The 23,131-nt window shown below is 64.5% G+C and carries 31 protein-coding genes; 8 read left to right on the top strand and 23 right to left on the bottom strand.

The window, feature by feature from the left end:
• Positions 1–74: 74 nt before the first annotated feature.
• Together rpmA and rplU are read right to left on the bottom strand one after the other, a co-directional pair.
• Positions 75–344: a 50S ribosomal protein L27 gene (gene rpmA, locus NSO95_RS14340; RefSeq protein WP_257596994.1), complete on the bottom strand. Its 270-nt coding sequence runs from the start codon at positions 342–344 to the stop codon at positions 75–77.
• Positions 345–356: 12 nt separating this feature from the next.
• Complete coding sequence (gene rplU / locus NSO95_RS14335) at positions 357–830, bottom strand: 50S ribosomal protein L21 (protein WP_257596993.1); 474 nt, start codon at positions 828–830, stop codon at positions 357–359.
• A 207-nt stretch (positions 831–1,037) separates the two neighbouring features.
• Between rplU and NSO95_RS14330 the strand changes: the two genes are divergently transcribed.
• Complete coding sequence (locus NSO95_RS14330; RefSeq protein WP_257596992.1) at positions 1,038–1,550, top strand: hypothetical protein; 513 nt, start codon at positions 1,038–1,040, stop codon at positions 1,548–1,550.
• A 96-nt stretch (positions 1,551–1,646) separates the two neighbouring features.
• Here the strand turns inward: NSO95_RS14330 and NSO95_RS14325 are convergent, their stop codons facing one another.
• The 19 genes from NSO95_RS14325 to coxB form a co-directional block, all read right to left on the bottom strand.
• Positions 1,647–2,069 carry a hypothetical protein gene (locus NSO95_RS14325; RefSeq protein ID WP_257596991.1) on the bottom strand — a complete coding sequence of 141 codons (423 nt, stop codon included), beginning with the start codon at positions 2,067–2,069 and terminating at the stop codon, positions 1,647–1,649.
• 81 nt (positions 2,070–2,150) lie between these two features.
• Complete coding sequence (locus NSO95_RS14320) at positions 2,151–2,594, bottom strand: molybdenum cofactor biosynthesis protein MoaE (RefSeq protein WP_257596990.1); 444 nt, start codon at positions 2,592–2,594, stop codon at positions 2,151–2,153.
• A gap of 3 nt (positions 2,595–2,597) precedes the next feature.
• Positions 2,598–2,840 carry a MoaD/ThiS family protein gene (locus NSO95_RS14315; RefSeq protein ID WP_257596989.1) on the bottom strand — a complete coding sequence of 81 codons (243 nt, stop codon included), beginning with the start codon at positions 2,838–2,840 and terminating at the stop codon, positions 2,598–2,600.
• 1 nt (position 2,841) lies between these two features.
• Positions 2,842–3,846 (bottom strand): GTP 3',8-cyclase MoaA, encoded by a 1,005-nt coding sequence (gene moaA / locus NSO95_RS14310; protein WP_257596988.1) that lies wholly within the window; start codon positions 3,844–3,846, stop codon positions 2,842–2,844.
• Positions 3,839–4,168: a Rossmann fold domain-containing protein gene (locus tag NSO95_RS14305; RefSeq protein WP_257596987.1), complete on the bottom strand. Its 330-nt coding sequence runs from the start codon at positions 4,166–4,168 to the stop codon at positions 3,839–3,841. The genes moaA and NSO95_RS14305 overlap by 8 nt, the downstream gene beginning before the upstream one ends.
• A gap of 4 nt (positions 4,169–4,172) precedes the next feature.
• Positions 4,173–4,544, bottom strand: a complete 372-nt coding sequence (locus tag NSO95_RS14300; protein WP_257596986.1) for a dihydroneopterin aldolase — start codon at positions 4,542–4,544, stop codon at positions 4,173–4,175.
• Entirely contained in the window at positions 4,541–5,035 is a 495-nt protein-coding gene (locus tag NSO95_RS14295) for a hypothetical protein (RefSeq protein ID WP_257596985.1), read from the bottom strand. Before NSO95_RS14295 ends, NSO95_RS14300 begins: the two co-directional genes overlap by 4 nt.
• On the bottom strand, positions 5,032–5,922 hold the full coding sequence (locus NSO95_RS14290; protein ID WP_257596984.1) for an RsmD family RNA methyltransferase: 891 nt from the start codon (positions 5,920–5,922) through the stop codon (positions 5,032–5,034). Before NSO95_RS14290 ends, NSO95_RS14295 begins: the two co-directional genes overlap by 4 nt.
• Positions 5,922–7,322, bottom strand: a complete 1,401-nt coding sequence (thrC, locus tag NSO95_RS14285) for a threonine synthase (protein ID WP_257596983.1) — start codon at positions 7,320–7,322, stop codon at positions 5,922–5,924. The genes NSO95_RS14290 and thrC overlap by 1 nt, the downstream gene beginning before the upstream one ends.
• Before the next feature lie 73 nt (positions 7,323–7,395).
• Entirely contained in the window at positions 7,396–7,968 is a 573-nt protein-coding gene (locus NSO95_RS14280; RefSeq protein ID WP_257596982.1) for an SURF1 family protein, read from the bottom strand.
• Positions 7,965–8,351 (bottom strand): DUF983 domain-containing protein, encoded by a 387-nt coding sequence (locus NSO95_RS14275; RefSeq protein ID WP_257596981.1) that lies wholly within the window; start codon positions 8,349–8,351, stop codon positions 7,965–7,967. Before NSO95_RS14275 ends, NSO95_RS14280 begins: the two co-directional genes overlap by 4 nt.
• Positions 8,348–9,211, bottom strand: a complete 864-nt coding sequence (locus NSO95_RS14270) for a cytochrome c oxidase subunit 3 (RefSeq protein ID WP_257596980.1) — start codon at positions 9,209–9,211, stop codon at positions 8,348–8,350. The genes NSO95_RS14275 and NSO95_RS14270 overlap by 4 nt, the downstream gene beginning before the upstream one ends.
• A gap of 64 nt (positions 9,212–9,275) precedes the next feature.
• Positions 9,276–9,866, bottom strand: coding sequence for a cytochrome c oxidase assembly protein (locus NSO95_RS14265; protein WP_257596979.1), 591 nt, complete (start codon positions 9,864–9,866; stop codon positions 9,276–9,278).
• 3 nt (positions 9,867–9,869) lie between these two features.
• Positions 9,870–9,992 (bottom strand): cytochrome c oxidase system small membrane protein, encoded by a 123-nt coding sequence (locus tag NSO95_RS14260; RefSeq protein WP_257596978.1) that lies wholly within the window; start codon positions 9,990–9,992, stop codon positions 9,870–9,872.
• Positions 9,989–10,912, bottom strand: coding sequence for a heme o synthase (locus NSO95_RS14255; RefSeq protein ID WP_257596977.1), 924 nt, complete (start codon positions 10,910–10,912; stop codon positions 9,989–9,991). The genes NSO95_RS14260 and NSO95_RS14255 overlap by 4 nt, the downstream gene beginning before the upstream one ends.
• A gap of 52 nt (positions 10,913–10,964) precedes the next feature.
• Positions 10,965–11,660, bottom strand: coding sequence for a GNAT family N-acetyltransferase (locus NSO95_RS14250; protein ID WP_257596976.1), 696 nt, complete (start codon positions 11,658–11,660; stop codon positions 10,965–10,967).
• 23 nt (positions 11,661–11,683) lie between these two features.
• Entirely contained in the window at positions 11,684–12,634 is a 951-nt protein-coding gene (locus NSO95_RS14245) for an alpha/beta fold hydrolase (protein WP_257596975.1), read from the bottom strand.
• Positions 12,635–12,720: 86 nt separating this feature from the next.
• Positions 12,721–14,445, bottom strand: coding sequence for a cytochrome c oxidase subunit I (gene ctaD / locus NSO95_RS14240; RefSeq protein ID WP_257596974.1), 1,725 nt, complete (start codon positions 14,443–14,445; stop codon positions 12,721–12,723).
• Positions 14,446–14,480: 35 nt separating this feature from the next.
• The gene (gene coxB / locus NSO95_RS14235; RefSeq protein ID WP_257596973.1) at positions 14,481–15,557 is read right to left on the bottom strand and encodes a cytochrome c oxidase subunit II; all 1,077 of its coding nucleotides are present in this window, start codon (positions 15,555–15,557) and stop codon (positions 14,481–14,483) included.
• Positions 15,558–15,752: 195 nt separating this feature from the next.
• Between coxB and pyrE the strand changes: the two genes are divergently transcribed.
• The 7 genes from pyrE to ruvX all read left to right on the top strand — a co-directional run bounded on the left by pyrE (position 15,753) and on the right by ruvX (position 21,286).
• Positions 15,753–16,331 carry an orotate phosphoribosyltransferase gene (gene pyrE, locus NSO95_RS14230; protein WP_257596972.1) on the top strand — a complete coding sequence of 193 codons (579 nt, stop codon included), beginning with the start codon at positions 15,753–15,755 and terminating at the stop codon, positions 16,329–16,331.
• On the top strand, positions 16,331–17,071 hold the full coding sequence (locus NSO95_RS14225; RefSeq protein WP_257596971.1) for a pyridoxine 5'-phosphate synthase: 741 nt from the start codon (positions 16,331–16,333) through the stop codon (positions 17,069–17,071). The genes pyrE and NSO95_RS14225 overlap by 1 nt, the downstream gene beginning before the upstream one ends.
• A gap of 256 nt (positions 17,072–17,327) precedes the next feature.
• Complete coding sequence (gene acpS / locus NSO95_RS14220) at positions 17,328–17,729, top strand: holo-ACP synthase (RefSeq protein ID WP_257596970.1); 402 nt, start codon at positions 17,328–17,330, stop codon at positions 17,727–17,729.
• Positions 17,687–18,598, top strand: coding sequence for a signal peptidase I (gene lepB, locus NSO95_RS14215; RefSeq protein ID WP_436278043.1), 912 nt, complete (start codon positions 17,687–17,689; stop codon positions 18,596–18,598). The genes acpS and lepB overlap by 43 nt, the downstream gene beginning before the upstream one ends.
• Positions 18,550–19,683 (top strand): AI-2E family transporter, encoded by a 1,134-nt coding sequence (locus NSO95_RS14210; RefSeq protein ID WP_257596968.1) that lies wholly within the window; start codon positions 18,550–18,552, stop codon positions 19,681–19,683. The genes lepB and NSO95_RS14210 overlap by 49 nt, the downstream gene beginning before the upstream one ends.
• The gene (locus NSO95_RS14205) at positions 19,683–20,819 is read left to right on the top strand and encodes a DUF3089 domain-containing protein (RefSeq protein ID WP_257596967.1); all 1,137 of its coding nucleotides are present in this window, start codon (positions 19,683–19,685) and stop codon (positions 20,817–20,819) included. Before NSO95_RS14210 ends, NSO95_RS14205 begins: the two co-directional genes overlap by 1 nt.
• The gene (gene ruvX, locus NSO95_RS14200; protein ID WP_257596966.1) at positions 20,801–21,286 is read left to right on the top strand and encodes a Holliday junction resolvase RuvX; all 486 of its coding nucleotides are present in this window, start codon (positions 20,801–20,803) and stop codon (positions 21,284–21,286) included. The genes NSO95_RS14205 and ruvX overlap by 19 nt, the downstream gene beginning before the upstream one ends.
• Here the strand turns inward: ruvX and NSO95_RS14195 are convergent.
• Positions 21,283–22,182 (bottom strand): transposase, encoded by a 900-nt coding sequence (locus NSO95_RS14195; RefSeq protein WP_257596965.1) that lies wholly within the window; start codon positions 22,180–22,182, stop codon positions 21,283–21,285. The two genes, ruvX and NSO95_RS14195, sit on opposite strands and share 4 nt — an antisense overlap.
• Positions 22,170–23,126 carry a hypothetical protein gene (locus tag NSO95_RS14190; protein ID WP_257596964.1) on the bottom strand — a complete coding sequence of 319 codons (957 nt, stop codon included), beginning with the start codon at positions 23,124–23,126 and terminating at the stop codon, positions 22,170–22,172. The genes NSO95_RS14195 and NSO95_RS14190 overlap by 13 nt, the downstream gene beginning before the upstream one ends.
• Positions 23,127–23,131 lie beyond the last annotated feature (5 nt).

Below are 23,131 nucleotides of genomic sequence, written 5' to 3'. Positions count from 1 at the left end.
CCCTCTTCGTCTGCCGGTGGTTATCCCGGCTGGGACCGTCCTGTCTGGACAGCCCCGTTAGCGAACTGTCCGGTTTATTCGGCGGCTTGCGCAATCATGTCGACCGACACGTATTTGCGGCCAAGCTTGCCCTTGTGGAATCGGACCACGCCGTCGGTCAGCGCGAACAGCGTGTGGTCCTTGCCCATGCCGACATTGACGGCCGGATAGACCCTGGTTCCGCGCTGGCGCACGATGATGTTTCCGGCGACGACTGCCTCGCTGCCGAACTTCTTCACACCAAGGCGACGACCGGCCGAATCGCGGCCGTTGCGGGATGAACCGCCTGCTTTTTTATGTGCCATCGTGCGTGTCCCTTACTTCGTATCGGTCTTCTTGGCGGCCGGCTTTTTGGCCGGGGCCTTCTTCGCGGCAGGCGCCTTGTCGGCAGCTTCCGCCTTCGGAGCCGCCTTCTTGGCTGCAGGAGCCTTGGCTTCCTTGGCCGGGGCGTCTTCCTTCGGCGCAGCTTCCTTCTTCGGAGCGGCCTTCTTGGCATCGCCGACGGCGGTGATGCGCAGTAGGGTCATCTGCTGGCGATGGCCGTTCTTGCGGCGATAGTTGTGCCGGCGGCGCTTCTTGAAAACAATGACCTTTTCGCTCTTCGCCTGCGCGATGATCTCGGCCGAAACGGTCACCTTGGAAGCGTCGGCGATCGAATCGCCTTCACCGGCGAGCAGGATATCACCCAGCGTAACGGTGTCACCGGCTTCGCCAGCCAGCTTCTCGACGGCGATCTTGTCTCCGGCGGCAACCCGGTATTGCTTGCCGCCCGTGCGCACAACTGCGAACATGGTCGTATTCTCTCAATCTTGTTGCTGTGCCGCAGTCTCTCGAAAACGGCGCGTCCGAACCCCCGCCGAGTGGCGTGGCCCGGAAAGAAGCGTGCCGTTAAGGGAAAGCGCCTGCGAAGTCAACGCTCCGTCGCGCGGTTTTTTGCCTGATACCGGGCACTTCACGAGACGGTGGCAAGCGGCCTCCGCCATGCTAGTAGAAGCAGGATGAAAATTCCATCCAACCTCGTCGCACTTGTCCTCGGCGCGACTGCCATTTCAGGGTGCGCGGCCAGCAACTCGATCTATCCCTCGCTCTCGATCCGCGATTTCGAGCGCGGCCAGGGCAGTTTCGACGCCCCTCAGGGATCGGCTCCGATCGAGATTGCTCCCTTGCCGCAAGACAAGGCAGCGCGGATCGTCGCATTGTTGGAACAGTTGCAGGCATCGCATGCGCGTTTCATGTCCGAGGCACCTGTTGCGCGGAATGCCGTGGTATCAGGCGCGGGATCGGCGGCAGGCGAGGACCGCTGGGCCGCCGCGCAGGTTGCGCTTGCCTCGCTCGATTCGGAACGCAGCCAGGCTGCGGTCGCACTGGCGGATCTCGACCTGATGGTCGCGGATACCTCGCTGGCGGTCGAACGGGTCGATGACGTCGTGGCCGCCCGCGAAGTGGCGCTTGCGCGATTGCGCGAGCAGGACGCGATCCTTGCCGAACTGCGCGGCGTACTCGATCGCTGATCGCCGGATATGCATATGCGCGGGATCGCTCTCTACGATCCCGCGCATTCGCAGCCCAAGGTCAGGGCACATTCCGGAATGGACTCCGCTAGATGGTCAGACCAGCGCCGCGATCGTGACCGTCGCCAGACCCCAGAGCAGGATCAGGACGGGCAGGATGAGCATCTGGACCACCGCGTCGCGCCCGCTGAGTCGGCCGGTGTTCGTCTGGATGCCGCTGTGCTTGAGCTGGCCCATTGTCAGGGCACGGCTCTTCGTCTGCGGAGCGAGCCTTGCCCAGACCATCGGCACTCCGAACCCTGCCACGACGAACAGCGCAAAAATCACCATCGGGATGATCAGGCCGGGACTGGCGAAGCCTGCCGCCATCACCGCAAAAAAGCCGAGGTACAGGCCGACCGTCGTCGCATAGAGAACCGTGGGCAGCTCGAAGGTACGATCGACCTGATGTGGTGCCCGCGCCTCCTCGCGGACAATGGCGCGAGCGGCAAGATCTTCACGGACGATATGCTTGGACATGGGAGGCTCCTTACAATGTGGAGCCTGTTTCGCAGGCTGGAAGCCTGCTGGCTTTGATCGAGATCAAATCCGCAGATTTCTTCACCCCCAGCGGGCAAGGTCGCGATGGTCCTCGTCGCGCGGTTCGATCCAGTGCCAGCCATCGCTGCGCTTCTCGCGCTTCCAGAACCAGGCGGCGCTCTTCAGGTGATCCATGCAGCAATCGACCGCATCGATCGCATCGCGCCGGTGCAGTGCGGCGGCGGAAACGCAGACGATCGGCTCACCCACGCGCAGCAAGCCGATGCGGTGCACCATCAGCAAGCCGAGCAGGTCGAACCGCTCCTCGGCGCGGTCTGCAAGCTGGTGCATTCCGCCCAGCGTCAGTGGCTCGTAGTGCGTCAGTTCGAGCGCTGCGACTTCGGCGTCGCCGCGTACTTCGCCGACGAAGGTGCACACCCCGCCCAGCCCCGGATGTGCATTGGTGAACGGACCGATCAGTGCGCCCGGGACGAACATTTCGGTCAGCAGGCGAATGTCGCGCAAGGCTCAGCCCCCGCTGACCGGGGGGAGCAGCGCGACCTCGTCGCCGTCCTGAGCGGAGAGTTCGGTCTTGTTGGCCAGAACACGCCCGCCGCATGCGAGGTGGATACGGTCTCCGGCGAGGACCTCGGCAACATCTTGCCCGACAAGCTTGAGCAGCCCTGCCCAGTCGAGCGGCGCTGCGGCGGTCATCTCCTCGCAGCCTGCGAGGTCGCGCAAGGGGCCCAGAAAGAGGATGCGGATCGCCATGTCAGCCGCCGGTCATCGACATATGGCGCGGCAGCGCGGGTGACTGGTGCTCGGCATCGATCCGGAAATCGTGCTTCTCCGGCTTGATCCGCAAGGCCGCGTCGAGCCCGCGCGCGAGCTGGCCCGCTGGATCCTCCGAACGCAGCGCCGCGCGCAAATCGACCCGCTCGCCGCCGCCGAGGCAGGGATAGAGCTGCCCGGTCGCGGTCACCCGCATGCGGTTGCAGCCGGCACAGAAATTCTCGGTCAAAGGCGAGATGAGACCCAGCCGCCCACCGGTCTCCGCCACATCGAAATAGCGCGCGGGGCCGCCAGTGCGGTGCTGCGACGGGACCAACGTGAACTCCCGCTCCAGCGATTCGCGCACTGCTGTGAGCGGAAGGAAATGCTCGAAGCGGGATTCGTCGATCTCGCCCAGCGGCATGGTCTCGATCAGGCTGTGATCGAAACCCTGCCCATGCGCCCAGCGCATGAGTGCGGGAATTTCGTGCTCGTTTATGCCCTTGAGCGCGACGGTGTTGATCTTGACCGCCAGCCCGGCGTCGCGCGCCGCGGCGATACCCTCAAGCACCTGCGGCAGCGCATCGCGGCGGGAAAGGCGCGAAAAAACCTCGCGGTCGAGCGTATCGAGCGAGACGTTGATCCGCCTGACGCCCGCCTCGGCTAGCGCCGCAGCATGCTGCGCCAGCTGTGTGCCGTTGGTGGTCAGCGTCACCTCATCAAGCTCTTCGCCGACGTGCCTGCCGAGCGCGCGGACGAGATCGATCATGTCGCGCCGCACCAACGGCTCGCCGCCGGTCAGCCGGATCCGCCTGACCCCGCGCGCCATGAAGGCACGCGCAAGATCGTAAAGCTCTTCCAGCGTCAGCACCTCGGCGCGCGGGAGGAACTGCATTCGCTCCGGCATGCAATAGCTGCACCGGAGGTCACAGCGGTCGGTCACCGACAGCCGCAGATAGGTGATGCGCCGCGCAAAGCCGTCGATCATCGGCGCGGGATCAGCCATCGAACCGCCCCGCCCCGGCGAGCGGGAGATATTGCCCGGTCACGCCGGGGGCATTTTCGAGATAGGACAAAGTGGCGGTGATCGCCGCGTCATCGGCCCCGGCGATGATGTTGACCCGTGCCGGCGCATGCGCGCGGGCAAGATCATGCGCCATCGCGGTCCGCCAGTCGGCGTGGTCGAAGCCTGCCGGCGGGAGGACGAACACCACGTCTTGGCCCTGCGCCAGTATCTCCTGCGCGTTTTGTAGCGGCCTGGCGCGAAACGCCTCTGCCGCCTCGATCGCCGATTCGGGCAGGGTCTCGACGCGGATCGCGGTTTGCATCGCGCTATCTCCGATGCCGGGTCAGGGTGATGCCGATCTTCTCGTCTTTCTCGGCGATCGCCAGTTTGACGATCTTGACCGTCACCGCTTCGACCCGCTCATCCTGCAGGAACAGGGTTTCACAGATGTGGTCCGCCACGGCTTCGATCAGTTTAAAATGCACTCCGGGCGGCAAGGCATCGGTCGCCGCAAACTTGAGGTCCATATAGTTCTTGCTCGCTTCGAGCGGCGTATCCGGCTCGTAGCGTTCGGCCACCCGCATCTGCGCGCTGATCGAAATCCGCAGCGGCTGCGGCTTGCCGGTTTCTTCCGAATAGATGCCGGTCAGGACATCGTGTTCGAGATCGGCGACTTCGAGGGTGAGCGAATCGATCATGACTTCTGAGCTTTGCCCCACTCGAAGCACTCCTTCACACACTGGCTATGGAATCCTTCCGCATCAATCACCTCATAGCCTACTCGGCGTGCTCCATCAGCGAAGCCCAAGAGCGCTTCTTCACCCAATGTGCCCAATTGCAAGTTTTGTTGGTTTACGCAAATTGCAGTCAATAAAGGCAAATCCGCCCTGCGGCATTCGCCCAGCAAAGTGTCTAAGTGACCGTATGCCCCATTCATTTGATGTCTGGCAGCTTGCCATGTGACTCCGCTCGCCTCGGCTAGCTTGCCGTAGGATGTGAATTCTCCTGCGATAGCGCAACATTTTAGATGATCGAGTGACTTCCCGAAGTCGAGCTTCTGCTTCTTCTGCCGCCGTTTTGTCCTCTCTTCAACTAGCAGCATATAGGCGGGATCGTCAGCCTTATTTGCCTCTTCATACTTCCGAGCCCAGCTCTCAATCTCGTCATCAGTTTTGTTGTCGAACCTCATGCGGTATTGCTCCAGCGCGCGAAGATCGCGGTCGGCAGCAGGCGGCCGCTCTCGCCCTCTTCACGCACGGCGAGGTCGCCATGTTCGATGACGCCCGGCAGATGGGCGAGCTTTTCCGCCAGCAGCCCGGCGATGGCGAGGCTGCTTATGCGCACGGCGTAGACGGTGAGGAACAGAAACCGGCTATCGGCATCGAGCACCTGTGCACAGTCGCCGACCAACTGCGCAAGCCCTTCCTCGATCCGCCAGACCTCGCCGGTCGGCCCGCGCCCGAACTTCGGCGGGTCGAGGATGATTCCGTCGTAGCGATTGCCGCGCCGCACCTCGCGCGCAGTGAACTTCGCCGCATCGTCGACCAGCCAGCGGATCGGGCGGTCCTCCATGCCCGAGAGCGCAGCGTTCTCGCGCGCCTGGGCGACCGATTTCTTCGACGCATCGACATGAGTGACGCGCCTGTACCGGCTGAGCGCGAGCGAGCCGACACCGGTGTAGCCGAACAGGTTGAGCGTCTCAGCATCGGTTCGCTCGCCCAGTTGTTCACCCATCCATTCCCACACCGGAGCCATATCGGGGAAGAACTGCAAATGGCGGAACGGGGTGCACTGCGCGGTGAACTTCGCTTCGTTCCACCCCAGCGGCCAGCCCGCTTCGGGCACAGGCCGTTCGAACTGCCAACGCCCTCCGCCGTCCTCATCCGAACCGGGGACGAATTCGCCGTGAGCCTGCCAGTCCGCGAGGCGCGGCTGCCACATTGCCTGCGGCTCGGGGCGGATGAAGCGGTACGGGCCGTAGCGTTCGAGCTTGCGCCCGTTGCCACTGTCGACGAGGCCGTAGTCGTCCCATCCCTCGCCTGCGAGCAGACTGGGCTCCTCGCACAATTCCGCCATCAGCGGGACTCGGTGCCGCGTTCGGCGACATAGGCGGCGATGTCGTCGTAATCGCCTGACAGGCGATCGTAGCGCTCCTCGCGCGCAAACAGATCGCCTACCCGGGCGGGTAGCGGCGGGCGGACGCCGGTCGAACGTTCGACCGCATCGCGGAACTTGGCGGGATGCGCGGTCGCCAGAGTCACGACCGGGATATCCGTCGCGATGCCTGCCGCGCGCGCCGCATGGAGACCGATCGCGGTGTGCGGATCGATCACTTCGCCGCATTGCTCGTATGCCCAACGCATCGCGCGCGCCGTGTCGTCAGCATCGGCGCGAGCACTGGAGAACAGCGTTGCCGCACCTTCGCGCTGCGCATTGGTCAGGCGCATGGCCCTGGTCGCCTCGAAGCCGCGCATCTGCTCGGCCAAGGCTGAGCCGTCGCGCCCGCCGACGTCGAACAACAGCCGCTCGAAATTGGAGCTGACCTGGATATCCATCGACGGTGCGGCGGTGGGTGTGACCTCGCCTGCCGAGTAGTCGCCGTCCGACAGAGCGCGGTGGAGGATGTCGTTGACATTGGTTGCGACGATCAGCCGCTCGATCGGCAGCCCCATCTGCGCCGCAACATATCCGGCGAAGACGTCGCCGAAATTTCCGGTCGGCACGCTGAACGCAACCTTGCGCTCAGGTGCGCCCAATTGCAGCGCGGCGGCGAAATAATACACCACCTGTGCCATCAGCCGCGCCCAGTTGATCGAATTGACCGCGCCGATGTGGAACCGCCCGGTCATCGCCGGATCGTTGAACATTCGCTTCACGCTTGCCTGCGCGTCGTCGAAGCTGCCGTCGATCGCGATGTTGTGCACATTGGGGGCGAGCACCGTGGTCATCTGGCGGCGCTGGACGTCGCTCACCCGGCCGTCGGGGTGGAGCATGAAAATATCGACTCGCTCGCGACCCGCAACCGCATCGATCGCCGCGCTGCCGGTATCCCCGCTGGTCGCGCCGACAATGGTCAGGTGGTCGCCGCTGCGCGCAAGGAAAGTCTCGAACAGGAGGCCGAGCAGTTGCAGAGCAACGTCCTTGAACGCCAGCGTCGGGCCGTGGAACAGCTCGAGCAGCCACTGCTGTTCGTCGAGCTGCCTGAGCGGCACCACCGCAGCGTGCGCGAAGCGGGCATAGGCTTGGCGGCACAGGTCGCGCAATTGGTCTTCGCTCAGGCTGCCCGCGACGAACGGCAGCATCACCCGCGTGGCGAGTTCGGCGTAGTGCAGCCCGCGCATCGCGGCGAGTTCGGCGGCGCTGAACTGCGGCCAGGCCTCGGGCACATAGAGCCCGCCGTCCGAAGCGAGCCCGGCGAGCGTCACGCCTTCGAAATCGAGCGCCGGGGCGCTGCCGCGGGTAGAGACGTATTTCATCGTGTCCGGCGGTTAGCCGCGCGCGCCGCGCCGGGCAAGCGAGCGAGGCTTGGCGCGCGCCAAGTTCCCCTGCTCACGCCGAACGGCGCAGCTTCACGCGCAGGGCGAGAAAGTAGATGACCAGCGCGGTCAGCGCGAAGAAGAACCACTGCCCGGCGTAGGCCAGATGGTTGTTCGGAATATCCGCCGGATCGGGCTTGGCCAAGGGCCCAAGTTCGGCAAGCGGCGGGTCGGCGACGATCTTGCCGCCAGGGCCGAGGATACCCAGCACCTCCCCGCCCTTCCATTCGGGCGACTGCGGATTGCGCGACCAGCCGAGCGCGACCTTGGCCTCCATGCCGCCCTCGAGCGTGCATTCCGCAACATGGGAGAAGCCGCTCATGCCGAGCCGGTTCTGGCCCGCGACGCCGAGGATGCTGGCGACCTTTTCGCAGGTTGCGCGCACCGGGCGATAGAGCGAGGCTTCGATCTGATCCGAAGGGGGATAGTCGATCCGGGCGGCATCGACCGGCACCGCCGCATAGCGTGCGATCAGCGTTTCCTTCTCTTCCAGCCGGTTCAGCTGCCAGATGCCGAGGCCGATCATTGTTAGTACGGCTGCCAGCACAATCACGCTGGATACGAGGGGAACTTCACGCCAGTTCACGAGTCTCTTCCCGCCTCGCCCGCCTTGTTTCGATACTCGGCGTAGATCAGCCAGGTCTTGGCAAACCGCAGACCCGCAAACACCGACAGCACCACCACCGGGATCCACAACAAGGCATGGATCCAGAATGGCGGGCCAACCGCCACTTCGAGCCACAGCGCGAGCCCGACGACCACGCCGCCGATGATCAGCGTCAGGAACGCCGCCGGCCCGTCGCCGACGTTGAAGCCCGTATAATCCAGTTCGCAGTTCGGGCAGCGCGGGGCGAATTGGGCGATCGCTTCGAACAGCGTCGGTGCACCGCATCGCGGGCAAAGACCGGAAAGGGCAGCTTCGGCCAAGCCGGGCTGCCCCTTCGCATTGTCCGGATTGTCGGAGGTCATCCGTGGACCGGTGCGCCCCAGCCGCCCCAGATGTAGACCGCGACGAAGAGGAACAGCCACACCACGTCGACGAAGTGCCAGTACCATGCCGCCGCTTCGAAACCGAAGTGCTGGCGCGGGGTGAAGTGGCCCTTGTAGGTGCGGGCGAGGCAGACGATCAGGAAGATCGTCCCGACCAGCACGTGGAAGCCGTGGAACCCGGTCGCCATGTAGAAGCCCGAGCTGTAGGTATTGCCGCCGAAGCCGAACGGCGCGTGGGCATATTCGTAGGCCTGGATCGCGCTGAACAGGATGCCGAGACCTATCGTCAGCCACAGCCCCTTCTTGAGACCTTCGCGGTCGCCATGGATCAGCGAATGGTGCGCCCAGGTGACCGTGGTGCCCGAGCACAGCAGGATCAGCGTGTTGAGCAGCGGCAGGCTGAAGGGGTCGAGCACCTCGAGCCCGTTGGCCGGGAAGACCGCGAGCGCTGCCGCGCCTTCTTCACCGATGCGGTTGACCCATTCACCGTCCACAAGTTCGAGCGGCGCGGGGAACAGCGCGAAATCGAAGAACGCCCAGAACCAGCCGACGAAGAACATCACTTCGGACGCGATGAACAGGATCATGCCGTAGCGCATGTGCAGCTGCACCACCGGCGTGTGGTATCCGGTCTGCGCTTCCTTCACCACATTGGCCCACCAGCTGAAGAAGGTGGCGATCAGCCCGGCGATGCCGAGGCCGAGCACGAGGTAAGCGTTGGCCATCTCGTGCATGTACAGCACCATGCCGCTGGTGAAGGTCAGTGCCGAGATCGAGCCGATCAGCGGCCAGATGTCGGGCGGAAGGATGTGATAGTCGTGGTTCTTAGCGCCAGCCATGGGTCTCTCGTCCTGTCAGAACTGTTGGCCTGCCCTTAATCGCGCGAAGCGGACAGGTCCAGTGTCACGAAGCGGGTTTCTCACCCACCGATGCGGTCTTCTGTTCGATCGCCTTGTGGAAGGTGTAGCTGAGGGTGATCTGCTCGACACCCTTCGCGTTCTCGTCGTCGAGAATCGCCGGGTCGACAAAATACAGCACGGGCATGCGGATTTCCTCGCCCGGCTGCAGCGTCTGCTCGGTGAAGCAGAAGCACTGGATCTTGTTGAAGTAGCGCCCGGTCTGCTCGGGTTCGACGTTGAAGGTCGCCGCGCCGGTGATCGGCACGTCGCTGTCGTTGCGCGCGGTGTAGAACGCGAGCTGGCGCTGACCGATGCGAACCGACTGGGTTACCTGCACCGGCTTGAAGCTCCACGGCATGTCGTTCGCGGTGTTGGCGTCGAACCGGATCGAGATTTCCTCGCCGGCCGCGCGCGCTGCGGCTCCGTTCGCCTCCGCATCGGTGGCGCGCTGGGTCGTCCCGCCGAAGCCGGTGACTTGGCAGAACAGTTGGTAAAGCGGCACCGCGGCATAGCCGAGGCCGAGCATCGCGAGCGCCCCCAGCAGCGCATAGAGCGCGGTGCGGTTGTTCTTCTTCTCGAGCGCGATCGTCGTCATCACTTATCCCATTCGCACAATGGTGATGGCATAAAACAGCACAACCATGAACAGCAGCACGCCGCCCAGTGCCCAGTTGCGGCTCTTCTGGCGGCGGCGGACTTCGGTTTGTTCTTCGGGGGTCATGCGAGGAGTCCCTGGTTGCGCAGCGCCGCGTCGACGACGAGCATGGCGAACAGCGCGAAAAGATAGAGGATGCTGAACTTGAACAGGCGCTTTTCGGGCTTCATCGCATCGCCCGGCTCGGCGACGCGCAGCGCGACCGGGACCGACAGGACGAGGAAGGCGAAGGACAGCGCCAGCGCCGCGATCCCGTAGATCGCCCCGGTCCCGCCGATCAACCACGGCGCTGCCGCGACCGGCACCAGCAGGGCGGCGTAGAGCAGAATCTGCCAGCGGGTCGACTTCTCGCCTTTGACCACCGGCATCATCGGAATGCCGACCTTGGCGTAGTCGATCTGCACGAACAGCGCGAGCGCCCAGAAGTGCGGCGGGGTCCACATGAAGATGATCGCGAACAGCAGCACCGGCATCGCGGTGATATCGCCGGTCACCGCGACCCAGCCGATCAGCGGGGGGAAGGCCCCCGCCCCGCCCCCGATGACGATGTTCTGCGGCGTGCGCGGCTTGAGCCAGATGGTGTAGATCACCGCGTAGTAGAAGATCGAGAACGCGAGGATGCCTGCCGCGAGCCAGCCCACGCCGAGCCCCATCACCATCACCGACATGCCGCTAAGGATCAGGCCGAAATCTCGCGCGTCGACCGCGCTCAGCCGCCCGGTCGGGATCGGGCGCTTGGCGGTCCGCTTCATCCCGGCATCGAGATCGGCTTCCCACCACATGTTGAGCGCCGCCGCGCCGCCCGCACCCACCGCGATGCACAGGATCGCGGTGAAGGCGATCACCGGATGGATGGTGCCCGGTGCAGCAAGCAGGCCGCACAGGCCGGTAAAGATCACCAGAGTCATCACGCGCGGTTTTGTCAGCGCGAAGAAATCGCGCCAGTCCGCAGGGAGCGAAACGGTCGAGGTGGTCGCAGTGGTCATGATTCTTGGGGCGCCTATACGCGCCTCGGGCGCGAGAATGAAGTGAAACCGGTCATGCCGGAACGCGATAATGATAGTCGTAGAGGTGGCGGTCGAAGCCAAGCCCGGTGTAAAGCGCCAGACCGGCGCTATTGGCGGCATCGACCTGGAGGCACGCCGTCTTCGCCCCGGCCCGGGCTGATGCGCCTAGCAACGCCTCCATGCACAGCCGCCCCAATCCGCGCCGTTGAAACTTTGGCAATGTGCGGATCGATTCGATGACAGCAATGCCGTCACCCAGCGCTGCAAAACCGATGGCGGCGACATCTTCCTGGCGCTTTACCGTAACGAAAAGTGCCGGAACCGTAATCTTGGCCAGCAGCGCGGCCGTCGCAGGATCGCCGTGCGGCCCCACCCGGGCCGCGAGCCAATCGGGTGACAGTTCGCTGCTGATCTCGAAATTGGGACCTTCGGGAATAGTGCGGCCTGCCAGCGACGCCGACAGGGTTCGCGTCGTCCCTTCGACCGCCAGCCCAGCAGTTGCCAAGTCCGCATCGGCTCTGGCGCAAAAATCCGGCACCCTGACAATCATTCGCAAGTCAGCTTTGGCATAAGCGGGAGCAAATTGTTTGAGAGCGTCCCGTACATCGCCGTGTTCGGGCCCAAGTGGGTTGATCGAATTGACGCGCCGCGTGTCGCCACCGGTCAGCCGTGCAACCCAGCCATCTGCCTCTATTTCCTGAAGGGCCGGCCAGGCATCGCGAAACATCCGCTCACGGGACCACAAATCGTTCAAATCCGGCCGAGCCAGTCGATCAGCAGCGCGTTCACGTCGCCTGGCCGCTCTTGCTGGGTCCAATGGCCCACCCCGTCGAGCACATGGCCTTCGACCTGCGGCGCGAACAGCTTCATCATTCCGACGGGATCGGTCACCGCGCCGAACAGGAAGGTCGCCGGGTCGCGCGTGCCGCCAATGAACAGCGCTGGCTGCTCGATCCGCTGGCCGTTCCAGCCTTGCAGCCATGCATGGTCGGCTTCGTGGTTGCGGTAGCGGTTGAGCGGCCCACGGAAGCCCGAGGCTTTGAATTCGCCCTCGTAGAAGTCCATGTCCGCCTCGGTCAGCCACGGCACCGGTTGCGGATCGGGCAAGCCTTCGAGGAAGGTCGCGCCGAGAGGCTTGCTCCAGTAATCGCCCGGCGGCACATCGCCGCTGATCGAATACATCATCCGCTGCACCCAGTCGCGCGGGTCCTTCTCGGCTTCGGCCTCGGCCACGCCCGGCTGCTGGAAATATTCCTGGTAGAAGAACCGGCCCTGGCTGGTGAAATGCTCGCGGAACACGTCGGTGAACGGGCGGCTCGGCACCCCGGCAAAGGGGACCGACAGGCCGGCGACTGCGCGGAAATGCTGCGGGTTGGTCAGCGCGGTGTTCCATACGATCGGCGCGCCCCAATCGTGCCCCACCAGAATGGCGGGCGCATCGGGCTGGAGCGCCTGCTTGAGCCCAACCAGATCGCCGACGATCCGCTCCATCGCATAGGCTTCGACCGGCTCCGGTTTGTCCGATCCGCCATAGCCGCGCACGTCGATCGCGCAGGCGGTGAAGCCCGCTTCGGCGACGGGGCCGAGCTGGTGGCGCCAGCTGTACCAGCTTTCTGGAAAGCCGTGGACCATGATCACCAGCGGCCCCGTGCCTTCTACCGCGCAGCGCAGCGTCAGTTCTCCGACTTCGATGTGGCGCATTTCGGGCATGGCTTACCTCGCGGCTTGCAAGCAAACGGCCGACCCTTGCGGGCCGGCCGGAAGCGTTTCGTTCCTGTCGGCCCCGATCAGGCGCGGGCAGGTGTGATGTCGGCGGCCCCGCCATGGTCGTGGTAATCGTGGTGGTCCTCGATCACCGGCAGGGTTTCGAACTGGTGGAACGGCGGCGGGCTCGACAGCGTCCATTCGAGCGTGGTTGCGCCTTCGCCCCAGTAATTCCCTTCCGCCTTCTTGCCCGCCACGAAAGCGTAGACGAGGTTGGCGAAGAAGATCAGCATCGAGCCGGCCATGACGTAGTAGCCGATCGAGGAAATCTCGTTCCAGTAGGCATAGGCTTCCGCATAGTCCGGATAGCGGCGCGGCATGCCCTGCCAGCCGAGGAAGTGCTGCGGGAAGAAGATGATGTTCACCCCGATGAAGAACACCCAGAAGTGCAGGTGGGCGAGGAACTCGCTGTGCATCTTGCCGCTCATCTTGGGGAACCAGTAGTAGAACCCGGCGAAGAGCGAGAACACCGCACCCATCGACAGCACGTAGTGGAAGTGTGCGACGACGAAGTAGGTATCGTGCACCACATCGTCCACGCCGCCATTGGCAAGATAGACGCCGGTCACGCCGCCGATGGTGAACAGGAAGATGAAGCCCATCGCCCACACCATCGGGCTCTTGAACTCGATCGAGCCGCCCCACATCGTCGCGATCCAGCTGAAGATCTTCACACCCGTCGGCACGGCGATCACCATGGTCGCGGCGGTGAAATACATCTTGGTGTTCACGTCGAGACCGACGGTATACATGTGGTGCGCCCAGACGACGAAGCCGACCACGCCGATCGCGACCATGGCGTAGGCCATGCCGAGGTAGCCGAACACCGGCTTGCGACTGAAGGTCGCGACGATCTGCGAGATCATGCCGAAGCCCGGCAGGATCATGATGTAGACTTCGGGGTGGCCGAAGAACCAGAACAGGTGCTGGTACAGCACCGGATCGCCGCCGCCCGCCGGATCGAAGAAGGTGGTGCCGAAGTTGCGATCGGTGATCAGCATGGTGATCGCGGCGGCCAGCACCGGCAGCGCGAGCAGCAGCAGGAAGGCGGTGACCAGCACCGACCAAACGAACAGCGGCATCTTGTGCAGGGTCATGCCCGGCGCGCGCATGTTGAAGATGGTGGTGATGAAGTTGGTCGCGCCGAGGATCGAGCCGGCACCGGCAAGGTGCAGCGAGAAGATCGCGAAGTCCACCGCAGGCCCGGTCGAGCCGCTGGTCGAAAGCGGTGCATAGACCGTCCAGCCCACACCCGCACCGTTACCGCCCGCCCCGCCGGGGACGAACAGCGAGATGCACAGGCTGAGGAAGCCTGCGACAGTCAGCCAGAACGAGATGTTGTTCATGCGCGGGAAGGCCATGTCCGGCGCGCCGATCATCAGCGGCACGAACCAGTTGCCGAAGCCGCCGATCATCGCCGGCATGACCATGAAGAACACCATGATCAGGCCGTGCGCGGTGATGATCACGTTCCAAGCATGAAGATTGGCTTCGAAGCTCGCTTCGCCGCCCATCATGTCGACGTACCAGCCGAGGTACTGGATGCCAGGTTCGGCCAGTTCCATCCGCATGATGCCCGACAGCGCACCGCCGATAATCCCCGCGAAAATCGCGAAGATCAGGTAGAGCGTGCCGATATCCTTGTGGTTGGTCGACATGAACCAGCGGGCGAAGAAGCCCGGCTTGTGATCCGCGTCATGCGCGTGATCATCGTGGTGGATGTCGAAACCTTCAGCGGTGGTGGCCATGGTCAGTCTCTATCGCTCTTTTCGAATGCTTATGTCTATTCGGCCGCAGCCGGTGCAGCGGCGGCGGGCGTCTCTGCGGCGGCCGGGGTCGCGGCGGCGGCGGGCGCTGCTGCGGCCGGCGCGGCTGCGGGCGCGTCACCCTGGACGGTGCCGCCCTTGCTGCGGACCCAGGCCTCCCACCGGTCGCGCGGCAGCGCTTCGACCGCGATCGGCATGTAACCGTGCTTGATGCCGCACAGTTCCGAGCACTGGCCGTAATAGATGCCGGGCTCTTCGATGTAGAGCAGCTTCTCGTTGATCCGGCCGGGCACCGCGTCGAGCTTGAACCACAGCGACGGAACGGCGAAGGAGTGGATCACGTCGGCCGCAGTCGTTTGCAGGCGGATCGGCGTCTTGACCGGCACGACCATGCGGTTGTCGACCTCGAGCTGGCCCGGGAAGCCCTTCGCTTCGGCCTCGTCTTCCGGCATCATGTTCGACACGACTTCGAACCCGCCGTTGTCGGGATATTCATAGCCCCAGTACCACTGGTACCCGATCGCCTTGACGGTGACCGCGTCCTTCGGCGGGGTTTCGTACTGCTTGGCGAGCAGGTCGATCGAGGGGATCGCGATGGCGACGAGGATCAGCACCGGCACCACCGTCCACACGACTTCGATCAGCGTGTTGTGCGTGGTCTTCGACGGGGTCGGGTTGGCCTTCTTGTTGAAGCGGATAACCACCCACAGCAGCAGGCCGAGAACGAACGCACTGATGATCGCCATCACCCAAATCAGGCCGATATGCAGCTGATTGGCCTGGTGACCGATCGGCGAATACTGCTGCTGCACATCCCAGCCCTTGGCAGTCGGCTGCCCCTTGATGTGCTCCGGCCCGAGCGGGGTGTAGCTCGAATCGCCCGTTGCTGCGGCGGAGGAGGCTGCGTCGGTTGCGGGAGCGGCTGCGGCATCGGTCGCCGGTCCAGCCACGGTTTCCGTAGCGGCGGCGGTTTCGACCGGCGCGGGTGGCGCAGCCTGTGCCATCGCGGCCTGCGGCGCGAACGCCAGCAATAAAGCCGCCCAAAGCGTCGTCGCCAGTCGCTGTGCCCCCTTGGGCGAATTACCGAAACTCATTGTTTTCAATGCTCTCTGCCAGTAACCGGATGCGACCGAATACAGCCGCTCAGCCCCCGGAAGGGGGGAACAATGCGCGGCCTATACGCATGCTTGCCCCCCGTCTCAAGCGCTTATAGGAGAAAAATCCGCAAGTGCTGTTGCCCCTCTGGCGACATGTCGATTCCAACCATTGAAGGGCTAACGACTTTCCCCATGACCGAAGATGAAGTCCTGTCCGAATTCCGCGCTTGCGGGGCCTTGCTCGAAGGCCATTTCATGCTCTCCTCCGGGCGGCACAGCGCCTATTATCTGCAATGCGCGCGGGTGCTGATGAATCCCGAACGCGCCGGGCGGCTGGCAGTCGCTCTGGCGGCCAGATTGCCGCGCGAGTTGCGCAGCCAGATCGACGCGGTGATCTCGCCTGCAATGGGCGGGCTGATCATCGGCCATGAGATGGGCCGAGCGCTGGGAAAGGATGCGATGTTCCTCGAACGCCCGGACGGTGTGTTCCACCTGCGGCGCGGCTTCGCGCTCGCACCCGGCACCAGGGTGCTGATGGTGGAGGATGTGGTCACCACCGGCCTGTCGAGCCGCGAGGCGATCGAGGCTGTCTCGCGCGAGGGCGGCGAGGTGCTGGCCGAAGTCGCACTGATCGACCGTTCCGCCGGCTCGGTCGATCTCGGCGTGCCGTTCTATCCGCTGGTCGAAATCAATTTCCCGACCTACGCCGACGACGAGGTGCCGGAGGCGCTTGCCGCCGTGCCCGTCACCAAGCCGGGGAGCCGGAAGTAGTGAGCGGTCGTCTTCGTCTCGGGGTCAACATCGACCACGTCGCGACCATCCGTAACGCGCGCGGGGGCGATCATCCCGATCCGGTGCGCGCGGCGGAGATCGTCGCGGCGGTCGGCGGCGACGGGATCACCGCGCATTTGCGCGAAGACCGGCGGCATATCCGCGACGAAGACCTCGCGCGCATCCAGACGGCGACCGACTTGCCGCTCAATCTCGAGATGGCGGCGACCGAGGAGATGCTGGCGATCGCCTTGCGGCACAAGCCGCACGCCGCCTGCATCGTGCCCGAAAAGCGCGAGGAGCGCACCACCGAGGGTGGGCTCGACGCGGCGGGGCTGCACAACACGCTGGTGCCGATTATCGACCGCCTCAAGGAGGCGGGCATCCGGGTGAGCCTGTTCATCGAGGCCAACGAGCGCCAGCTCGATGCCGCGCTGCGGCTCGGCGCGCCGGTGGTCGAATTCCATACCGGCGGCTACGCCCACGCCTTCCTCGATGGCGACCGGGAGCGGGTCGCGAGCGAACTGAAGGGCATTGCCGATCTCTCCGCCCTTGCCGCCAAGAACGGCATCGAACCGCACGCGGGCCACGGGCTGACCTACGAGAACGTCCAGCCGATCGCCGCGATCCCGCAGCTCGCCGAGCTCAACATCGGGCATTACCTCGTCGGCGAGGCGGTGTTCGTTGGGCTTGAACAAGCGGTGCGCCAGATGCGCGAAATAATGGATGAGGCGCGGTGAGTCTTTTGCTTTCGCCCCTCAAACGCCGGGTGCGGGCCATCCGGCCCGCTTGGCTTCGCCGCAGAGGCGGCGGCGCGCAGTCGCGCGCTGGCGTCGCTGGTCGCGCCGCGCCCGGCGCTTCCCCGCTTGCTTGTTTCGGGACGACGGCCCGATGGGCCGCAAGGGCGACTGCCCGCCCGCAGGCGCTCGACCCGGCACGGGTCGAAACAGCGCCGAGGACGTACGCCCGGATGGGCGTGCGAATGGCAAACAAACCATGATCATCGGTGTCGGCTCCGACCTGTGCAATATCGAGCGCATCCAGAACTCGCTCGATCGGTTCGGAGAACGGTTCGAGAACCGCGTCTTCACCGATGTCGAGCGCGCCAAGGCACGGCGGCGTCCCTTCACCATCGCCGGAACTTACGCCAAGCGCTTCGCCGCCAAGGAGGCATTCTCCAAGGCGGTCGGCACCGGCTTCCGGCGCGGGGTGTTCATGAAGGATATCGGCGTGGTTAATGCGCCCTCGGGCGCGCCGACACTCAAGCTCGAGGGCGGCGCGGCGAAACGGCTTGCCGAAATCACCCCGGATGGCCATGAGGCCGTCATTCACCTTACCCTCACCGACGACCATCCATGGGCGCAGGCCTATGTCATCATCGAGGCGCGCCTGCTTTGAGTAACGAACCCTCCGCCGTGACCGACAAGACGAAAGAACCGATCAACTGGCTCGCTGAAATCCGCGGCCTCGCGCTGATGCTGCTCGCGGTGCTCGGCTTCCACAGCTTCATCGCCAAGCCATTCTACATTCCGTCGACCTCGATGGTGCCCAACCTGCTGGTCGGGGACCGGCTGGTGGTTAGCAAATATCCCTACGGCTGGTCGTGGGTCTCGGCATCGTTCCACGTCCTGCCGCGCGGCGACTGGCGCGTCTGGCCGGGCACACCCGAATATGGCGACGTGGTGATCGCCGTGCCGCCGAGCCGCGACGAGGACTATATCAAGCGCGTGGTCGGCCTGCCGGGCGATACGATCGAAGTGCGTAAGGGGCAGATCATCCTCAACGGCAAGCCGGTTCCGCAGGAAGTCGAACCGGCAATCCGCATCCCGGTGGACGATGCGCAACTGTGCGACCAGGTCACCTGCCTCGGCTATTTCGACGTTTATCGCAAAACGCTGGAGGACGGGCGCGAGGTCTACGAGCTCCCGGTCATGCGCGAAACATTGCCCAATGGCGCGACCTATCTGGTGATCGATCACGTTCGGCAAAGACTCGACGAATATCCGCCCACGAAAATTCCTTCCGGACACATCTTCATGATGGGCGACAACCGCGACCATTCAGCCGATAGCCGTGCATCCGATCTGGAACAGGGTCTGGGCGGCCCGGTGCCGCTGGAGAATGTCGGCGGGCGGGCCGAGTTCATCACCTTTTCGCTCGATGGCACGGCCAGCTGGAACCCTTTGACCTGGCCGGGTGCCTTGCGCGGGAAGCGCGCATGGACGACACTGCGTCCGACCATCGACGAGAGCAAGGCAAGCGAATGAGCGATCCGCACGAGGCCGCCGGGAACGACGATCTCGGATCGAGCCCGTCGCGGATCGACAATCCTGAATTGCGGTTCGAAGCCCAGCGGGCGTTCGTCTGGACGCTGGTCGTGGGGGCAGTGATCCTCGCGATCTATATCTCGCAATCGCTGCTGGTGATCTTTGGTGCGATGGTGTTCGCTGCGATGATCGACGGCGGAGCGCGCCTGCTCGGCCGGGTCCTGCCGCTCAGCCGCATGTGGCTGGTGCTGATCGTGATCGGGGCGACCGCCGGATTTTTCTATTGGCTGGCGATGTACGCCGGCTCGCAGATTTCGCGCGAGGCGGCGGCGCTGCCGACCATCGTGCAGGCGCAAATCAATGCCGGGATCGCGTGGCTGCAAACGCAGGGTTTCGACGTCAGCCAGACCGATCTGCAGGGCATTGCCGGAAATCTGATGAGCGGCGTCGGCACGGTTACCCGCGCGATTGGCGGGCTGCTGGGCGGGCTAAGCACGATTTTCCTGATCGCGATCATCGGCATCTATGTCGCCATGGAGCCGCAACTCTACGAACGTTCGGTGGCCTGGATGTTGCCACGGCACCGCCGTGCCGAGTTCTTCGAAACGGCTTCGCGGATGGGCTACACCATGCGGCGCCTGATGGCCGGCAGGCTCGTCGGCATGGTGTTCGAAGGGGTTTTCACCTGGATCATGCTCGCGCTTTACGGGGTGCCGATGGCGGCGCTGCTGGCGATCCTGACCGGGTTGCTCGCCTTCATCCCCAACCTTGGCGCACTCATCGCGGGCGGACTGATGGTGATGGTCGGCTTTTCCGGCGGGACGGACATGGGTATCTACACCATCATCGTCTATTTCCTTGTCCAGACCTTCGATGGCTATGTGATCATCCCGCTGATTGCGAAGAAGACGGTCGACCTCGCCCCGGCCATGGTGCTGGCTTCGCAGCTGATCATGGGGATCCTGTTCGGCATCCTCGGGTTGTTCCTGGCGGACCCGTTGCTGGCGATGATCAAGGTCGCGCTCGAACGGCGGGCCGAACGCAATGAAGAGGCATATCAGGCAATGATGTCAGAGGGTTCATAGTGGCGCGCAAGTTTCTCTATCTCGTTGCCGGGCTGATCATGGTTGCGGTGCTGGGGCTGATCGCGCTCACCATCTGGTCGAAGGAACTGACCGAGCTCGCTCTGGTGCCGTCGGGCGATTTCGTCGAGCAGCAACCGCTCGACACCAACGCCTATAACGACCCGAAGATGTGGCTGTCGCGCCCCGGGATGGGAACGGGCGATCCGGCGCGCTGGCAGCCTGCCCAAGTTCGCGACGGGGTGGCCATGCCGCTTCCGGTGGACGACGCCCCCGATTTCGCGGTCTTTTTCATCCACCCGACCAGCTATCTCGACCGCGCAAACTGGAACGCGCCGATAGACGACCCGCAGTCGCAGAACGTCGCCAGAATCTACGTCAAGGGCATGGCCAGCCCGTTCAACGCAGCAAGCGAGATCTGGGCCCCGAGATACCGTCAGGCAACGATGGGAAGTTTCCTCACCAAGGGGGAGGAAGGCCAGAAGGCGATCGATGCCGCCTATCGCGATGTGAAACAAGCTTACGGCTTCTTCGTGGCCAGCGTGGATCAGAACACGCCGATCGTACTGGTCGGACACAGTCAGGGTGCCCTCCACCTGTTGCGGTTGCTGCGCGAAGAGGTAGCGGGCAGCGACATCGCTCCGAGAGTTGCCGCAGTGTATGCAATCGGCTGGCCGATTTCGGTCGAGCAAGATCTCCCTGCCCTCGGCTTCCCGGCTTGCGCGACACCTGGCCAACCGGGCTGCATTCTGAGCTGGTCGAGCTTCGCCGAGCCGGCGGACCCAAGCGCGCTGCTCGAGACCTATGCCGGATCGATCGGTTTCGATGGCAAGCCGCGGGGCGAAAGCCGGATCCTGTGCATCAATCCGCTAACCGGCTCGGTCAACGGCGAGGCACCGGCCGAGCGCAATCTCGGGACACTGGTGCCCGAGGCCGACTATTCGACCGGCGAGTTGATCCCGGCAGCAGTCCCCGCGCGCTGCGATGAGCGCGGACTGCTGCTGATCGGCGATCCGCCCGAAGTCGGCAGCGCAGTGCTGCCGGGGAACAATTACCATGTCTACGACATCCCGCTGTTCTGGAAGAACGTGCAGCAGGATGTCATCGCGCGGGTCGAGGCATGGGGCAAGACGTCCTGATCACCGAAAGCGCCAGCGAGTTTGGCGCCGCAGTGGGCGATGGCGGCGCACTGCTGGGGCTCGATCTCGGCACCAAGACCCTCGGCATCGCAACCTGCGATGCCGCATGGAGCTTCGCAACCGCGGGCAAGACCCTGCCCAAGGGCAAGTTCTCGAGAGATGCCGCTGCACTATCCGCCATCGTCCAGGAACGCGCGATCAGGGGCATCGTGCTCGGCCTTCCGCGCAACATGGACGGCAGCGAAGGCCCCCGCGCGCAATCGAGCCGCGCCTATGCCCGCAACCTCGCGCAGGCGCTCGATCTGCCGGTCCTGCTGTGGGACGAACGCTGGTCGACCGCGAGCGCCGAGCGCGACATGATCGGGCAGGATTTCAGCCGCAGGAAGCGCGCCGAGCGGATCGACAGCCATGCCGCCGCGATCATCCTGCAGGGCGCAATCGATGCGCTGGCCGGAAGCGCCTTTTAAGCTGATTCGCGCCGCCGCAATTCGGCTTCCTTTTTCACCAGCAAGCTGCCCGAACGCTCGGCCTCGCGCCAGATCGTGTCGCGGTTGGACGGATCATGCGCAGCTAATGCCCGCGCTTCGAAGCACGCGAGCCGAATCCGGTCGCTCGCATGGTTGCGCCCCCAGTCTTCGGCCAAGCCGACTCCCTCCTCGTCACCCAGCGCCACGGCAATGCGCAGCAAGGTTTCCGTCGAACCGCTATTGAGCACCCTGCTCACTGTTCCGCGCGTGAGGTCGAAGCCATACTGGTCATGCCATCCCTGCGCCGGTTCGCAGGCCATGACATTGAGCGACACCGAGAGACTGTCCGGCGGCAGTTGCGCGTGGACATCGCGATGCGCCCGGTAGTGCATCAGCCTGCCCGGCGAAAGCGCACTGCGCTCGATGAAGCGCAAGCCGACTGGCTCGCCGCGATAGCCCGTGACCGTGTGATAATCGTATTCGTAATAGTCGCTGCGATAGCCCGGCCCGAAATAGCCGTAGGTCAGGAAATCGAAATTGTGATCATGCGCCGCGCCATAGGCAAAATTGTGTGCCCCGCTCCGGCGGAAGCAACTGTCCTGTTCGGACGGCCAGATGTTGGCGCGCAGGAAAAAGCCGTTGCGCGGCGAAGTCAGCATGATCGATTGCGGGCTGTAGGCGCTTTGCGGTGTCTCGCCCTTCCCGCTTTCGGCCAGCAGTTCGACGAGCCCGTCGCCAAGGAAGGTGCGGTTCGCGCCGAGCGCTCGGAGGAGGCCGGCGACTTCGTCGACCATGCCGGGGCAGGCGGGGTCGAATCCTATGGCTGCAATTGCGGAGGCACACTCTTCGACCCCCATCTGCCGGTCGTCGGTCGGAACGTCTATTACGCGTGGCACGCTACGGGCCGATCCTGTGCGAATTCCGGAAAACGCTGTGCCAGCACGGCAAGCAGCTGGGCCGCGCTGGCATTGAGCGGATCGGTCGTGTCGCTCGCGACCATTCGCAACAACCGCATGCCTTCGCTGCCGTCGAGCGCCAGGCAGTGCCGCAGTGTCTGCCACCGCTCTTCACACCCCCCGAGCAAAGCACGTGCTGCGAGCGCAGGCACCGCATCGGTCCGCCCCATTGCGGTCAGCACGGCCATCGCCATTTCCCGGCAACTTTCGCGCCGGTCCCCGGTGGCGCGATGGACGATCCGGCCATCCGCTAGACATAGCTCGACGCTCGGTCGAGGCCGTTCGGGTGCCCTGCTCAGGCGCAGCATGACCAGCGACTGGTCGACCCGAACGACCTGCTTCGCCTGATACCGATCCGGCAAAGCGACCAAGGATCCCGGTTCGAGCGAAAGCTGACGGCTTTCGGGTTGATCGCCGTCGCGGCCGCTCCAGCGATAACCCGAGGCGCAACCTTTACCGGCGAGGACGAATTCGTGCCGTTCAGCATCGACGAAGCTGACCGTGCGAGGTTCCTTTTGCGCCGAGCTCGCCTCGTGCAGCACCAGAGACAATGCCGCCCCGCCGGACTCGGCGAGTTGGATCAATCCGATTCCGCCGGAGTACTGATGGCGCGCAGGGACATGGCCGAAAGGATGACGCGAAAGGCAGTCGAGCCAGCCGGAAAGAAGCTCCCGGATACGCCCGAGGTCCGATCCGAGGAACTCTGCCGCCAGCATGGCGCAATCCCCCAGCTTTGCGCCCTGCGCGTAGCGCTGCAGCCCTTCGACCACACCGGCCCCGGCATCGGCCCGCCACGCCGCCTTGACTGCCTCGAGCGCCGCTTGCGACCGGCGCTGCGAAGCGACATCCCCCCGCAACGCCGTGATTGCCGGATCGACCCGCATCGCCG

Source organism: Parerythrobacter lacustris (assembly GCF_024626475.1).
In the GTDB taxonomy this organism is placed as follows: Bacteria; Pseudomonadota; Alphaproteobacteria; order Sphingomonadales; family Sphingomonadaceae; genus Parerythrobacter_A; species Parerythrobacter_A lacustris.
The sequence above is the reverse complement of the archived record's forward strand: the minus strand, read 5'-3'. Positions and strand labels throughout refer to the sequence as shown.